This window comes from Kitasatospora sp. NPDC002522 (assembly GCF_053595195.1).
In genome coordinates this window covers 74,327-87,192 of record NZ_JBSFXE010000008.1, presented here as the reverse complement: position 1 = coordinate 87,192, position 12,866 = coordinate 74,327, and the positions used below count along the sequence as shown (strand labels likewise).

Below are 12,866 nucleotides of genomic sequence, written 5' to 3'. Positions count from 1 at the left end.
AGTCTGCCGCGCCGCTACGACAGCCGGGGAAGCGGACGGAGGCGGAAGCCCGCCCGCTTGACCGCGCGGGCGACGATCGCGGTCTCGGCCCGTTGCACCCCGAGCGGCCCGAGCACCTCGGTCTGGAAGCGGTACAGCGCGGCGTGGTCCGGGCAGAACACGGCGGCCATCAGGTTGGCGGGCCCGCTGGTGGCGAGGACGCCGTGCACCTGGGGGTGGTCGGCGAGGGCCCGGCCGGTGGCGGCGAGCCGGTTCGGGGGGACGTCGAGCCACAGGTTGGCGTCGACGGTGATGCCGAGCAGCCGGGGGTCGACGCTCGTGTGGGTGCGCAGCAGGCCGCCGTCGGCGAGGCGGTGCAGGCGGCGGCGGACGGTCGACTCGGGGGCGCCGAGGGCGGTCGCGAGCGCGGCGTGCGACTGGCGGGCGTCGACGGCGAGCAGGTCGAGCAGGCGGTGGTCGAGGGCGTCCGGGGTGGGCGGTTCGGCGGTGGGCGGCGGTGGGGCGAGCGCGGCCTCCTGTTCGGCGGTGAGGTAGCCCGCCCGCCACTGCGAGGCGTCCGCGAACAGGTGCAGGACGGCGTGCGCGGTGGACTCCACCACCGCGTCGGTGGCCGGGAGTTGGCCGTACAGCAGGCGGTCCCTGGCGGCCGGGTCGGAGAGCACCACGGCGGAGACCTCCTGCCCGCCGAGCATGACGTCGACGAACGGGACGTCGTCCCGGGCGGCGAGGGCCAGCGCCAGGGCGTCGACCCGGCCGCGCAGCACCCGGACCCGCAGCAGGAGTGCGCCGAGCGCCGCCTGCCGGGTGTCGGGCATCCGCACCACCCGGACCACTTCGGCGTCCAGCATCCGGCCCAGCCGGCGGGTGACGGTCCGCGTGGAGACGCCCAGCACCTCGGCGATCCGCCCGGTCTCGGCCCTCCCGTCGACCTGCAGGGCGTGCACCAGTTGCCGGTCCAGGGTGTCGAGCAGGGTGGCGGAATCCGCCGTATCGGTGTCCATGTCGTCCGATCTCCGCCGGATCGTGGGCAGTCAGCGTCCTGATGAGTCGGTCTCACGGTACTCCTGGCCGCACACCGAGGACATCCACCGGGGAGGAAGCGATGCGGGAACTGCTGGACGGCGTTGAGGCGGCGGTGCGGGAGGCCGGCACCTGGCTGAGGGAGCGTCAGGAGCCGGAACCGGTCGTGGCCGCGAACCGGGCGGAGGCGTTCGCGGCCTTCGAGCGGTTCGACCGTCCGGCCGCCGGGATGCTGCGGGAGCGGCTGACCGCACTGCGGCCCGGGGCGGGCTGGCTGGACGAGGAGTGGGAGCGGTCGGTGCCGGACGAGGGCGAGTGGTGGGTGTGCGACGCCACCGACGGGGCGGTGCAGTACCTGTCGGCGCTGCCGCACTGGGCGGTGACCGCCACCCTGCTGCGGGACGGCGCGCCGGTGCTGGCGGTGGTGCACGCGCCGCGCCAGGACGCCACGTACACCGCCACCCTCGGTGGCGGCACCCGCCTGAACGGGCGGCCGTGCGCTCCGCGCCACCGCGAACTGGCGGCCGCGGTGGCGGCCACCTCGCAGCCGCCGCGCCCGGACCGCGACCCGCGGGCGCTGCATGCCGCCGGGGCCTCGCTGAGCGCGGTGCTGCCCCGGGTCCTGGCGGTGCGCAACCTCGGTCCGACGGCGCTGCAGATCGCCCAGGTCGGCTCCGGCCACCTCGGGCTGTTCTGGCAGTACGGCGCGGACCCGGCCAACCTGCTGCCGGGCGCGCTGCTGGCCGCCGAGGCCGGGGCGCGGGTCGCCGACGCCGAGGGGAAGCCGTGGACAGCGGGCTCGACCTCCTTCGTCGCGGCGGCGCCCAGCCTGTACGACGAGCTGCTGGACGTGCTGCGAAACGGGTGACCGAGCGGAAGCCACGACAGTAGGTGTCGGGACTCGGGGCCATGATCGGTCCTGACACCGACTGTCGAGCACCCCGGAGGTCTCCATGTCCACCCAGCCACTGACCGGCAAGGTCGCCCTGGTCGCCGGCGGCACCCGGGGCGCGGGCCGGGCGATCGCCGTCCAGCTCGGCGCGGCGGGGGCCACCGTCTACGTCACCGGCCGCTCCGCCGAGGGCCACCGCTCCGAGTACGACCGCCCGGAGACCCTGGAGCAGACCGCCGACCTGGTCACCGAGGCCGGCGGCCTGGGCATCCCGGTCCGGACCGACCACAGCGTCCCCGCACAGGTCGGCGCCCTGGCCGCCCGGATCGACGCCGAACAGGGCCGCCTCGACGTGCTGGTCAACGACATCTGGGGCGGCGAGGGCAACTTCGCCTGGGACAAGGCGCTCTGGGAGGACGACCTCGACCGCGGCCTGAAGCTCCTGCACCGGGCCGTGGATACCCATGCGATCACCAGCCACCACCTGCTCCCGCTGCTGCTGCGCCGACCCGGCGGGCTGGTGGTGGAGATGACCGACGGCACCGCCGCCTACAACGCCACCCGCTACCGGGTCTCCTTCTTCTACGACCTGGCCAAGGCGTCCGTGCTGCGGATGGCCTTCGCCCTCGGTCACGAACTGGGCCCGCGCGGCGCGACCGCCGTCGCCCTCACCCCGGGCTGGATGCGCTCCGAACTGATGCTGGAGCACTACGGCGTCACCGAGCCCACCTGGCGCGAAGCACTCGCCCGGGAACCGCAGTTCGGGATCTCCGAGTCGCCCGGCTACGTCGGCCGCGCGGTCGCCCACCTGGCCGCCGCCCCCGACCGGGCCCGCTGGAACGGCCGCTCCACCTCCAGCGCCGAACTCGCCCGCGCGTACGGCTTCACCGACCTGGACGGCTCCCGCCCCGACTGCTGGGCGTTCATGCTCGCCGCGGAGGAGCCGGACGCCGCCCCCGATCCCGCCGACTACCGCTGACACCCGCCGCCACGCACTCCCGCCGTTCCGCCCCCGGCCCCCAGGGGCCGGGGCCCCTATCGGCCAAGGGTGATCGGGAGTGTTGCCGCGGCGGTGAAGAGGGCTTTGGGGGTGGTGAGTTCGAGGAGGTGGAGGTCGCCGTGGCGGTGGTGGAGGGGCGGGTCCAGGGGGAGGTCGGAGAAGTCGATGGTGTCGAGGGTGTCGAGGGTGGCGCGGCCGAGCTTGATCAGGGCTTCCTTGCGGACCCAGAGCCGGAGGAAGGCGCGGCCGGGGTCGGGGTGGTTGCGGACCAGTTCGGCTTCGGCGGGGGTGAGGACGCGGTCGAGGTGGGAGGGGTCGGAGGCGCGCGGGCCGAGGTGTTCGACGTCGACGCCGATCGGGACGGGGCCGGCCGCGGCGGCGATGGTGCCGCCGGTGTGGGAGAGGCTGAGGTGGGTGCCGGGGCGGTCGGTGAGCAGCGGGCGGCCGTGGCCGGTCTGGCCGCAACCGGGGCACTGCTGGCCGAAGTCGACGTCCGCGGGGTCGATGCCGAGGTGCGCGGCGGCGCAGAACCGGATGAGCAGGTGCGCGGCGACGTAGTCCTCGCGGTCGCCCGGGCGGTGGAAGCGGTCGGCGCGCTCGCGTTCGACCGGGGTGAGCAGGCGTTCGTCGGCTTCGGGCCTGGCCAGTACCTCGCCGCTGGTGGCGAGCATGGCGAGCGGATGGTCGGACACCGGATCTCCTTTGCCTGCAGGGGCCTTGCTGACGGGACATCACGCTAGTCCGTTCGAATGGCTTTCGGCGCGTCGCGGGAGTGACATCCGGCCTACCGCTGCGGGAGCACCTTTTGCTGACGATGTCCGCTGCCTGTGACCCATCGTCAACGAGAGGGGTGTCCGTGCGACACGGCGTCCGTACCAAGAGTTCGCTGGTCAGGCTGGCGGTGGTGGGAGCGCTGACGGCCGCGCCGCTGGTGACGCCGGCGGCGATCGGCCAGGCCGACCAGCTGGCGCCGCCGCTCGGGCCGTGTTCCGGTACCTGCCCGTCGCCGTACCCGCCGCCGCACAACGGGAACTTCACCGGCGAGGACGGCACGATCAACATCTACGTCGGCGGGAACTACACGGCGCGGGGCCGGGCCGCCGAGGCCGAGGGGAAGATCGTCACGGTGGGTAGCCTGACGATCGACAAGGACGGCGGCGGCAGCTTCAACATGGGCGTGGTGGGCGTCGGTTCGCGGGTCACCCCGCCGAGCGGCACCGACCACGTGACGGTCGGTCAGGCCGTGGACGTTCGCACCGGCAACACGCTCCTGCTCGGCGGCAGCGACCTGACCCCGAAGACGGTCTGGGGCAACCTGGTCTACGGCACCACGCTGACCGGCGCCACCAACCTCGCCCCGGACGGCCGGACCCGGCACGACCCGGCGGCGATCGGCCAGTTCACCGGCCTGACCGCGATCATCGAGGGCCACTCGGCCTGCATGGCCCGGCAGACCGCCACCGGAACGGTGACCCAGCAGGGCAACCTGTACACCTTCACCGGCGACGGCACCAGCGCCCGGCAGGTGTTCGACGTGCCGAACGACATCGGCTCCGCGAACGCGGCGGCGGACCTGGTGTTCGCCGGGATTCCGGCCGGGGCGACGGTGATCGTCAACATGACCGGAACGGGCCCGGTGCTGATCAGGACCAACACCGGCACCGGCCTGGACGGCGACCCGGTGACGGGGCTGCGCTCCCGCCTGATGTGGAACTTCCCGACCTCGGCCGACGCCACGATCACCGGCGGCGCGCAGTTCCAGGGCTCGGTGATGACCGGCAACCCGGCGGGCACCATGACCCTCTCCGGCCCGGGCAACAACGGCCGGGTCTACCTGGCGGGCAACCTGGTGCAGGAAGGTTCCGCCGGCACCGAGATCCACAACTACCCGTTCGACGGCGACCTGCCGGTCTGCACCAGCCCCTCGCCGTCCCCGTCCCCGAGCGACTCGTGGAGCCCGAGCCCGTCGCCCAGCGACAGCCCGAGCCCCTCCCCGAGCGACAGCACCAGCCCGGGCCCGTCGCCCAGCGACTCCCCGAGCCCGAGCCCCAGCCCGTCGCCGAGCCGGAGCACCGGGCCCTCGCCCTCGGAGTCGGCCCCGGCATCGCCGAGCGCCTCGCGCTCCTCGTCGACGCCGGTCGGTCCGCCGCTGCCGAGCACCGGTGACAGCCTGGTCGCGCCGGCGGCCGGGGCCGCCGCGGTGCTGCTGGGCCTCGGGCTCGGCGTGGTCGCGCTGGCCCGCCGGGGCCGCCACAGCTGACGGCTCGTCAGGACTGACAGCCCCGGAGGGTGCGGCCGCGGTCCGGTGGACCGCGGCCGTCGCGTCGTCAGGTGACCGCGCCGCGGCGGGCGAAGCGCCCCTCGCGCCACTCCTCGCTCGTGAGCACCTCGCGCAACGCCTCGGCGGCGTCGAAGACGTCGACCCGGCTGAGGTAGAGCGGGGTGAAGCCGAAGCGCATCAGGTCGGGGGCGCGGAAGTCGCCGATCACGCCGCGGGCGATCAGCGCCTGGACCACGGCGAAGCCGTCGGGGTGGCGCAGGGCCACCTGGCTGCCGCGGAGTTCCGGCTGACGGGGCGTCACGACGTCCAGGCCGAGCGGTTCGACCAGGTCCGTGAAGAGCGCGGTGAGTTCCAGGCTCTTCGTCCGGACCGCGGTGATCTCGGCCTTCTCCCACACGTCGAGGGAGGACTCCAGGGCGGCCAGGCCGAGGATCGGCGGGGTGCCGGTGAGGAAGCGGGTGATGCCCTCGGCGGGGCGGTAGCCGGGCTCGAAGTCGAACTGCCGGGCGTGGCCGAACCAGCCGGTGAGCGGCTGGCGGGCCTCGGCGTGGTGGCGGTGCGCGGCGTACAGGAAGGCGGGCGCGCCGGGGCCGCCGTTGAGGTACTTGTAGCCGCAGCCGACCGCGAAGTCGACGCCCGACGCGTCGAGTTCGATCGGCAGCGCGCCGGCGGTGTGGCACAGGTCCCAGACCATCAGGGCGCCCGCGCGGTGGACGCGTTCGGTGATCGCCGCCATGTCGAGGAGTTCGCCGGTGCGGTAGTCGACGTGCGAGAGCAGCACCACGGCGGTGTCCGGGCCGAGCGCGGCGTCCAGGTCGGCGGCGGAGTCCAGCAGCACCGGGCGGGTGCCGGGGTACAGCTCGGCGACGCCGTCGGTGATGTACAGGTCGGTGGGGAAGGCGTGCCGTTCGGCCAGGACGGCGGGGCGGCCGGGGCGCAGCCGCAGCGCCGCGCCGAGCACCTTGAACAGGTTGACCGAGGTGGAGTCGCAGACCACGGTCTGCCCGGCGGCGGCGCCGAGCAGGTGGGCGCCGATCCGGTCGCCGAGCCGGCCGGGCTGCTCGAACCAGCCGGCCTCGTTCCAGCTGCGGATCAGGCCGCGGCCCCACTCCTCGGCGACCACCTCGGCGAGGTGGCCGGGGGTGCGGCGGGGCAGCGCGCCGAGCGAGTTGCCGTCCAGGTAGAGCACGCCCTCGGGCAGCGTGAACTCGGCGCGCAGCGGGTGCAGCGGGTCGGCGGCGTCGAGCGCCGCGCACTCCTCGCGGGTGGGGGTCACAGTTCGTTCCTGACGGTCCACAGTTCCGGGAAGACGTCCTGGTCGGCGGCCTGCTTCAGCCAGTTGAGGCCGGAGGAGCCGCCGGTGCCGGGCTTGGCGCCCATGGTGCGCTTCACCGCGGCGTAGTGCCGCTGGCGCCAGCGGGTGACCCGCTCGGCGGTGTCCAGCAGGGCCTCGCCGAGCCGCGCCAGGTCGGCGAGTTCGGGGTCGGCGTAGACGGCCAGCCAGGCGGACTCGACCGCCGGGTCGTGCCGGTGGCGGCCCTGCTCCGGCTGCCCGGATATCGGCAGCCCGCGGCGGCCGAGGAAGGCCAGCGCGTCGTCGTACAGGCTGGGGGCGCGCAGCGCGGCGGACAGCTCGTCGTACTCGGCGGGGGAGTCCTGGTACATCCGCAGCAGGCCCTCGCTCTTGTTGCCGAGCAGGAACTCCAGCCGCAGGAACGCCGAGGACTGGAACCCGGACGCCTCGCCGAGCACCGGGCGGAAGGAGTTGAACTCGGCCGGCGTCATGGTGGCCAGCAGGTCCCAGGACTCGGTCAGCACGTCCTGGACGTACGCGCCGCGGCGCAGCGCGGCCAGCGTGCCGGTCAGGTCGTCCTCGCGCAGCGCCTGCTGGGCGCCCGTCCACTCGCGGTGCAGCAGGTCGAAGAGCAGCTCCATCACCTGGGTGGCGACGATGAAGGTGTACTCGGCGGGTTCCTTGCTGCGCGGCTGCTGCAGGGCGTGCAGCTCGGCGAGCCGGACGTACCGGGCGTACGGGGTGGCCCCGCCGGGTTCGTGCGCGGGCCGGAACGAGAGATTCGGCCGGTGGGCTTCCCCGTTCATGCGGGCTCCTCCTGATCGGTGCGGCCAGGGTGCGGCCGGCGCCACCATTGTGCGGCGCTACCGGCTGGTCTTGAATGGGCGACGGACCCCCGATGGGCCAACCGGGTTGCCGATCGCAAGCTCCCCAGGCCCATTCGCCTCATGAACGCAAAGGACGCCCGATGGACGCGGTGGACCGCCTGCTGCTCGCCGAACTCCAGGCGGACGCCCGCCTGTCCTACAACGAGCTCTCCCGCCGGGTAAACCTGTCCGCCCCGGCGGTGGCCGAGCGGGTGCGCCGGCTGGAGGCGGACGGGGTGATCACCGGGTACCACGCCCACCTGGACCCGGCGAAGGCCGGCGCCGCGGTGATGGCGCTGGTGACGGTGCAGTGCTACGGGGTGCGCTGCGTGCTGCGCGACCCCGCGGTGGCGTCCTGGCCGGAGGTGTTCCAGCTGCACCGGGTCACCGGCGGCGCCTGCTGCGTGCTGCTGGTCGGGGTGCCCGACATGGCGGCCTTCGAGCGCCTCACCGACCGGCTCGGCGGCTACGGGCAGCCGACCAGTTCGATGATCCTCTCCAGCCCGGTGCCGTGGCGGCCGATCGCGGCCTCCTGACCGGCGTCAGTGCTCGGCGAAGGGCACGCCCAGGCCCTCCAGCCCGTACAGCACCAGCTCGACGCCGACCGCCGCGAGCAGCAGGCCGAGCAGCCGGGAGATCACCTCCAGGGAGGTGCGGCGGCTCCACTTGAGCAGCGGGGCGAGCAGCAGCACGGCGGCGCAGTCCAGGGCGATCACCGAGACGTACATCGCGGCGACCGCGGAGTGCCACTCGAAGGTGTCGTGGTTGAGCGACTCGACGAGCAGTGCGGTGATCGCCAGCGGGCTGGCCACGAAGGGCAGCAGCAGTTCCCGGATGCCGTCCGCCAGCGGGTTGGCCAGGTGCCCCTCGTCGGCGCCGCCGCCGAGGTGGATGCCGAGCACCAGCGCCACCGCGTAGATGAAGAAGATCACTCCGCCGGCGATCTGCAGCGACTGGTCGGAGACGTGGAACAGCGCGGTGACGAAGTCCGCGGTGTAGGTCATCACGATGCCGACCAGGGCCGCGATGAACGAGCTGACCAGGGTGAGCTTGCGCAGTTCGGCGATGGTCCGGGTCTGGCTGACGTGGGCGAAGGCCAGCAGCACCTTGGGCGGGCCGACCACGGCGAAGAAGGTGATGAAGACGGTGCTCAGGTTGATCGCCGGCATGCGCCCATGATGGGTCGTCAGCGCAGCCGGACGGTGACGCCACCCTGGCGCAGCACGTCGAGAATCGCGTCGAAGTACGAAGTCTCGCCGCCCTCTGGGTCGGCCACCCGGCGGGCGAGCGCCCGGGCGGAGGCCTCGGCCCGCTGCCAGACCAGGGTGAACGGCGGCTCGGGGCCGAAGCCGCCGCGCAGGCAGTCGGCGAGGGCGTCCAGGTTGCGGCCGTAGTAGCCGTCGGGGGCGCCGACGGCGCGGCCGAGCTCGGTCCAGAAGGCGGGTTCGTCGGCGACGCGCTCGCCGTGCAGGCGGTACTCGGGCGGCTCGGCTGCGGTGGGCATCGCTCTCCCTGCGAGTGCGCGGGTCGCCCGGATGGCTTCGCCGGGTCGAGCGGCGGCGGCGGGCGCGTTGGGATGGACCCTACTTGTCTTCTCTCCCTACGGGGGCCACACCATGACCTGTCTGCACCGCAAGGATCTCGGGCTGCTGGCGTTGCGCGGCGCCGTCGGCGGCGTCCTGTTCGCGCACGGCACGCAGAAGCTGTTCGGCTGGTTCGGCGGCGGTGGCCTGGAGGGCACCGCCCAGGCGATGGAGCACATGGGCTTCCAGCCGGGCCGGCAGAGCGCCCTGGCCGCGGGCCTCGGCGAGGCCGGCGGCGGGGCGATGCTCGCGCTGGGCCTGGCCACCCCGGCGGCGGGCTCGATCGTCGCCGGGACGATGGCGGGCGCCATCTCGGTGCACGCCCCGGCCGGCTTCTTCGCCCACGGCGGCGGCTACGAGTACCCGGCGCTGATCGGCGCCTGCGGCCTGGCCCTGGGCATCGCCGGGGCCGGCCGCTACTCGCTGGACCACGCGCTCGGCCACGCCTTCGACCGCCCGTGGCTGGGCGTGCTGGCGTTCGCGGCGAGCGCGCTGGGCGCCGCCTCGGTGGTGACCCGCCGGCAGGACGAGGTGCGCCGCCGGGAGGCGCGGGCCGCGGACGACGCGGCGCGCGAGATGGGCTCCGGGCTCTCCTGAGCGCCGGACACACCGAAACGAACGGAAGACAGCGATGAAGCGATCGATGCGGGCCGCCGCCACCGGGGCGGCGGCCGTGCTGTTGGGCGGCGCGGCGGTGACCGGGTGCTCCTCGGACGGCTCGCCGTCCCCCGCGGTCTCCTCGGTGCTGCAGAGCGCCCAGTCGGCGATCGGCTCGGCGGCGAACTCGGCCGCCAGCGGGCTGGCCTCCGCCGCCTCCTCGGCGCTGACCGGGGCGGCGTCCTCCGCGCTGGCCGGTGCCTCCTCGGCCCTGGCGGGCGTGAAGGGCGGACTGGACGCCAAGACCGACGTCACCCTGGGCAGCCCGGCCACCGACTCCGACGGCAAGGTGACCGTGCCGGTGACGGTGGTGAACCACGGGACCCAGCCCGGCAAGTACACGATTCAGGTCAACTTCGACGACGCGTCCGGAAACCTGCTCGACGCCGCCGTGGTGACCGTGCCGGAGACCGCCGTCGGGGCGACTGCGCAGGCCACGGCGCGGAGCAACCGCACCCTGACCGGCACGGTGACGCCAGTGGTGGCGAACGCCGTGCGGTACTGAGCGGACACCGAACCTTAAGCGTGGCGTAAGCGTCAGATCCCGCTCTTGACGGTCGAGTTGGTCTAGTCCATTTTACTTGGCAGGTGCAGGGAGCCCCTGGGCCGGCGCCGGTGGTCCATACCACCGGCGCCGGTTCGGCATATCTGTACCTGGCATTTGTGCAGGCCAACGCTCGATTCCCCTGTCATGCCCCTGGCTGTGCGACCCCACCTCGCACGGAGCGCAACCCGGGCCCGGCAGGACCCCCACAACCAGGAGTCACGCAGCCATGCTTCGTTCCGTTCCCACCCAGCAGCCGCGCTCGCGGCGCCGGCCGAAGAGTGTGGCGGCCCTCGCGGCCGGCACCGCGGCCTCGCTGCTGCTCGGCGGTGCCCTCGCGCTGACCGGCGGTGCCACCGCCCAGGCCGCCGCGACCAACTCCACCGGCGCCCCGGCGACCAGCGGCGGCATCAAGGTCGCCTACTTCGACCAGTGGTCGATCTACAGCAACGCCTACTACCTGAAGACGCTGAACGACACCGGCGCGGCGTCCAAGCTCGACTACCTGATCTACGACTTCGCGAACATCGACCCCACCAACCTGACCTGTTTCGAGGCCAACAAGGCCGCGTCGCAGAACGAGGACGACCCGAACGCGGGCGACGGTGCGGGCGACTCCTTCGCCGACTACCAGAAGACCTTCGACACCAACACCTCGGTGGACGGCGTCGCGGACACCTGGAACCAGCCGATCGTCGGCAACTTCAACCAGCTCAAGAAGCTGAAGGCGAAGAACCCGAACCTGAAGGTCCTGCTCTCCATCGGCGGCTGGACCTACTCGAAGTACTTCTCCGACGTCGCGGCCAACGACGCCTCCCGCAAGAAGTTCGTGTCGTCCTGCGTCGACATGTTCCTCAAGGGCAACCTGCCCTCCCAGGGCGGCTACGGCGGCGCGGGCACCGCGGCCGGCATCTTCGACGGCTTCGACCTGGACTGGGAGTACCCGGGCGGCGGCGGCCACACCGGCAACCACGCGGCCGCGGCCGACAAGCAGAACTTCACCGCGCTGCTCGCCGAGTTCCGCAGCCAGCTCAACACCCAGGGCACCGCGGACAGCAAGACCTACGGCCTGACGGCCGCGGTCGGCGCCGGCCAGGACAAGATCAAGAACGTCGAGACCGACAAGATCGGCCAGTACCTGACGTTCCTGGACATCATGACCTACGACATGCACGGCGGTTGGGAGGCCCAGGGCCCGACCAACCACCAGGCGCCGATCTACAACAACCCGAACGACCCGATGACCCCGGTTCCGGGCGGCAACGGCAAGTACTCGGTGGACAGCGCCATCAAGGCCTACACCGTGGGTGACCCGCAGTACGGCATCCCCGGCGGCTTCCCGGCGAAGAAGATCAACGTCGGCATCCCGTTCTACTACCGCGGCTGGACCGGCGTCACCGCCGGCGCCAACCACGGCCTGTTCCAGACCGCGACCGGCCCGGCCACCGGCGCCGCCATGTCCGGCAACGTCAACGGCATCCGGATGTTCAAGGAGCTCAACGGCTTCGTCGACAACCCGGCCTACACCTACTGGGACGACGCCGCGAAGGCCGCGTACTTCTACGACGGCACCACCTTCTGGAGCGGCGAGAACGCCCAGTCGATCCAGGCCAAGCTGGACTACGCGCACTGCAACGGCCTCGGCGGCTCCTTCGCCTTCTCGATGTACGACCTGGGCACCCAGACCGGCCTGTTCGACAAGATGGTGACCGCGACCAACGGCTCCGCCGCGTCCTGCCCGGCCCCGACCCAGTCGGCCAGCCCGTCGGCCTCGGCCTCGCAGTCGACCAGCCCGTCGCCCTCCGCCTCGGCTTCGCAGTCGGCCAGCCCGTCCGCGTCCGCCTCGCAGTCGGCCAGCCCGTCCGCCTCGGCCTCGACCGGCACCTGCTCCGGTGCGCCGAGCTGGAGCGCCACCACCACCTACGCCACGGCGACCAAGGTCTCCTGGAAGGGCCACTACTACACCAACAAGTGGTGGACCCTGAACGAGGACCCGACCCTGAGCGGCCAGTGGGGCGTCTGGGCGGACAACGGCGCCTGCTGACCCTGAGTCGGAGCGCCTGATCCGCTGAACGCAGCGAGGGGCGCGGGGAGAGTGATCTCCCCGCGCCCCTCGTCGGCGTTCCGACGCGCCGTCAGTCCAGGTCGGCGGTGCGGCCGAGGGCGTCCGGCTGGGTCTCCTCGATGCGGCGCAGCATCCGGGTGAGCATCGCGGACAGCTCCGGGCGGAGCTCCGGGGCGATGTCCTGCAGCAGCTCGGCCTCGAAGACGGCCGCCATCCGCATCAGTTCGAGCCACTTGTCGCGGCCCTCGGGCGTCAGCTCGATGATCACCCGCACCCGGTTGGCCTCGTCGCGCTCCCGGGTGACCAGGCCCTCGGTCACCATCCGGTCGATCCGGTGGGTCATCGCCGCCGGGGTCAGGCCGAGCCGCTTGGCCAGCTCGCCCGGGCCCAGCTGGTACGGCTGGCCGGAGATCACCAGGGCCTTGAGCACCTCCCACTCGGCGGAGGTGATGCCGAGGGTGGCCAGCTGCCGGCTGTACGCCACGTTCATCCGCCGGGCGAGCCGGGAGAGGGTGGAGACGATGGTCTCCACCTGGGGGTCCACGGTGGGGAATTCCCGCTGGTAGACGGCCACCTGCTCGGCGATGCCGAGTTCCGGCGCGGGGGCGGGCTCCGCTCTGCGTGCGCTCATACCGTCATTCTTCCACGCATCGTGCAGTTGTTA

General features: G+C 73.0%; 14 protein-coding genes. 7 read left to right on the top strand and 7 right to left on the bottom strand.

Annotation, left to right across the window (positions count from 1 at the left end):
* Positions 1–14 precede the first annotated feature (14 nt).
* Complete coding sequence (locus tag ACWD4U_RS08975; protein WP_363458461.1) at positions 15–1,001, bottom strand: Lrp/AsnC family transcriptional regulator; 987 nt, start codon at positions 999–1,001, stop codon at positions 15–17.
* Between the two features lie 101 nt (positions 1,002–1,102).
* Between ACWD4U_RS08975 and ACWD4U_RS08970 the strand changes: the two genes are divergently transcribed.
* On the top strand, positions 1,103–1,888 hold the full coding sequence (locus ACWD4U_RS08970) for an inositol monophosphatase family protein (RefSeq protein ID WP_363458460.1): 786 nt from the start codon (positions 1,103–1,105) through the stop codon (positions 1,886–1,888).
* Between the two features lie 85 nt (positions 1,889–1,973).
* Positions 1,974–2,891, top strand: coding sequence for an SDR family oxidoreductase (locus ACWD4U_RS08965; RefSeq protein WP_363458458.1), 918 nt, complete (start codon positions 1,974–1,976; stop codon positions 2,889–2,891).
* 56 nt (positions 2,892–2,947) lie between these two features.
* Here ACWD4U_RS08965 and ACWD4U_RS08960 read toward each other — a convergent pair whose 3' ends face one another.
* The gene (locus ACWD4U_RS08960; protein WP_363458456.1) at positions 2,948–3,604 is read right to left on the bottom strand and encodes a 4'-phosphopantetheinyl transferase family protein; all 657 of its coding nucleotides are present in this window, start codon (positions 3,602–3,604) and stop codon (positions 2,948–2,950) included.
* Positions 3,605–3,768: 164 nt separating this feature from the next.
* Here ACWD4U_RS08960 and ACWD4U_RS08955 point away from each other — a divergent pair, with 164 nt between their 5' ends.
* Positions 3,769–5,172, top strand: coding sequence for a choice-of-anchor A family protein (locus ACWD4U_RS08955; RefSeq protein WP_363458454.1), 1,404 nt, complete (start codon positions 3,769–3,771; stop codon positions 5,170–5,172).
* A 67-nt stretch (positions 5,173–5,239) separates the two neighbouring features.
* Here ACWD4U_RS08955 and kynU read toward each other — a convergent pair whose 3' ends face one another.
* Together kynU and ACWD4U_RS08945 are read right to left on the bottom strand one after the other, a co-directional pair.
* Positions 5,240–6,469 (bottom strand): kynureninase, encoded by a 1,230-nt coding sequence (gene kynU, locus ACWD4U_RS08950; RefSeq protein ID WP_363458452.1) that lies wholly within the window; start codon positions 6,467–6,469, stop codon positions 5,240–5,242.
* Complete coding sequence (locus ACWD4U_RS08945) at positions 6,466–7,293, bottom strand: tryptophan 2,3-dioxygenase (protein ID WP_363458450.1); 828 nt, start codon at positions 7,291–7,293, stop codon at positions 6,466–6,468. The genes kynU and ACWD4U_RS08945 overlap by 4 nt, the downstream gene beginning before the upstream one ends.
* A 161-nt stretch (positions 7,294–7,454) precedes the next feature.
* On the opposite strand from ACWD4U_RS08945, the gene ACWD4U_RS08940 reads away from it, so the two are divergent.
* On the top strand, positions 7,455–7,889 hold the full coding sequence (locus ACWD4U_RS08940; protein WP_363458448.1) for an Lrp/AsnC family transcriptional regulator: 435 nt from the start codon (positions 7,455–7,457) through the stop codon (positions 7,887–7,889).
* A gap of 6 nt (positions 7,890–7,895) precedes the next feature.
* On the opposite strand, the gene ACWD4U_RS08935 is transcribed toward ACWD4U_RS08940, so the two are convergent.
* Together ACWD4U_RS08935 and ACWD4U_RS08930 are read right to left on the bottom strand one after the other, a co-directional pair.
* The gene (locus ACWD4U_RS08935; RefSeq protein ID WP_363458446.1) at positions 7,896–8,522 is read right to left on the bottom strand and encodes a MarC family protein; all 627 of its coding nucleotides are present in this window, start codon (positions 8,520–8,522) and stop codon (positions 7,896–7,898) included.
* A 17-nt stretch (positions 8,523–8,539) separates the two neighbouring features.
* Positions 8,540–8,857 carry a barstar family protein gene (locus tag ACWD4U_RS08930; protein ID WP_363458444.1) on the bottom strand — a complete coding sequence of 106 codons (318 nt, stop codon included), beginning with the start codon at positions 8,855–8,857 and terminating at the stop codon, positions 8,540–8,542.
* A gap of 112 nt (positions 8,858–8,969) precedes the next feature.
* On the opposite strand from ACWD4U_RS08930, the gene ACWD4U_RS08925 reads away from it, so the two are divergent.
* From ACWD4U_RS08925 to ACWD4U_RS08915, 3 genes are all read left to right on the top strand, one after another.
* Complete coding sequence (locus tag ACWD4U_RS08925; protein ID WP_363458442.1) at positions 8,970–9,533, top strand: DoxX family protein; 564 nt, start codon at positions 8,970–8,972, stop codon at positions 9,531–9,533.
* 34 nt (positions 9,534–9,567) lie between these two features.
* Positions 9,568–10,098 (top strand): hypothetical protein, encoded by a 531-nt coding sequence (locus ACWD4U_RS08920; protein ID WP_363458440.1) that lies wholly within the window; start codon positions 9,568–9,570, stop codon positions 10,096–10,098.
* Positions 10,099–10,366: 268 nt separating this feature from the next.
* Entirely contained in the window at positions 10,367–12,181 is a 1,815-nt protein-coding gene (locus tag ACWD4U_RS08915; RefSeq protein WP_363458438.1) for a glycosyl hydrolase family 18 protein, read from the top strand.
* 91 nt (positions 12,182–12,272) lie between these two features.
* On the opposite strand, the gene ACWD4U_RS08910 is transcribed toward ACWD4U_RS08915, so the two are convergent.
* Complete coding sequence (locus ACWD4U_RS08910; protein WP_363458436.1) at positions 12,273–12,833, bottom strand: MarR family winged helix-turn-helix transcriptional regulator; 561 nt, start codon at positions 12,831–12,833, stop codon at positions 12,273–12,275.
* Positions 12,834–12,866: the final 33 nt, after the last annotated feature.

Bases quoted from the DNA above. Each gene is read 5' to 3' on its own strand.
- ACWD4U_RS08975 (WP_363458461.1), bottom strand. From the start codon at position 1,001: ATGGACACCGATACGGCGGATTCCGCCACCCTGCTCGACACCCTGGAC.
- ACWD4U_RS08970 (WP_363458460.1), top strand. From the start codon at position 1,103: ATGCGGGAACTGCTGGACGGCGTTGAGGCGGCGGTGCGGGAGGCCGGC.
- ACWD4U_RS08965 (WP_363458458.1), top strand. From the start codon at position 1,974: ATGTCCACCCAGCCACTGACCGGCAAGGTCGCCCTGGTCGCCGGCGGC.
- ACWD4U_RS08945 (WP_363458450.1), bottom strand. From the start codon at position 7,293: ATGAACGGGGAAGCCCACCGGCCGAATCTCTCGTTCCGGCCCGCGCAC.
- ACWD4U_RS08940 (WP_363458448.1), top strand. From the start codon at position 7,455: ATGGACGCGGTGGACCGCCTGCTGCTCGCCGAACTCCAGGCGGACGCC.
- ACWD4U_RS08935 (WP_363458446.1), bottom strand. From the start codon at position 8,522: ATGCCGGCGATCAACCTGAGCACCGTCTTCATCACCTTCTTCGCCGTG.
- ACWD4U_RS08930 (WP_363458444.1), bottom strand. From the start codon at position 8,857: ATGCCCACCGCAGCCGAGCCGCCCGAGTACCGCCTGCACGGCGAGCGC.
- ACWD4U_RS08925 (WP_363458442.1), top strand. From the start codon at position 8,970: ATGACCTGTCTGCACCGCAAGGATCTCGGGCTGCTGGCGTTGCGCGGC.
- ACWD4U_RS08920 (WP_363458440.1), top strand. From the start codon at position 9,568: ATGAAGCGATCGATGCGGGCCGCCGCCACCGGGGCGGCGGCCGTGCTG.
- ACWD4U_RS08915 (WP_363458438.1), top strand. From the start codon at position 10,367: ATGCTTCGTTCCGTTCCCACCCAGCAGCCGCGCTCGCGGCGCCGGCCG.
- ACWD4U_RS08910 (WP_363458436.1), bottom strand. From the start codon at position 12,833: ATGAGCGCACGCAGAGCGGAGCCCGCCCCCGCGCCGGAACTCGGCATC.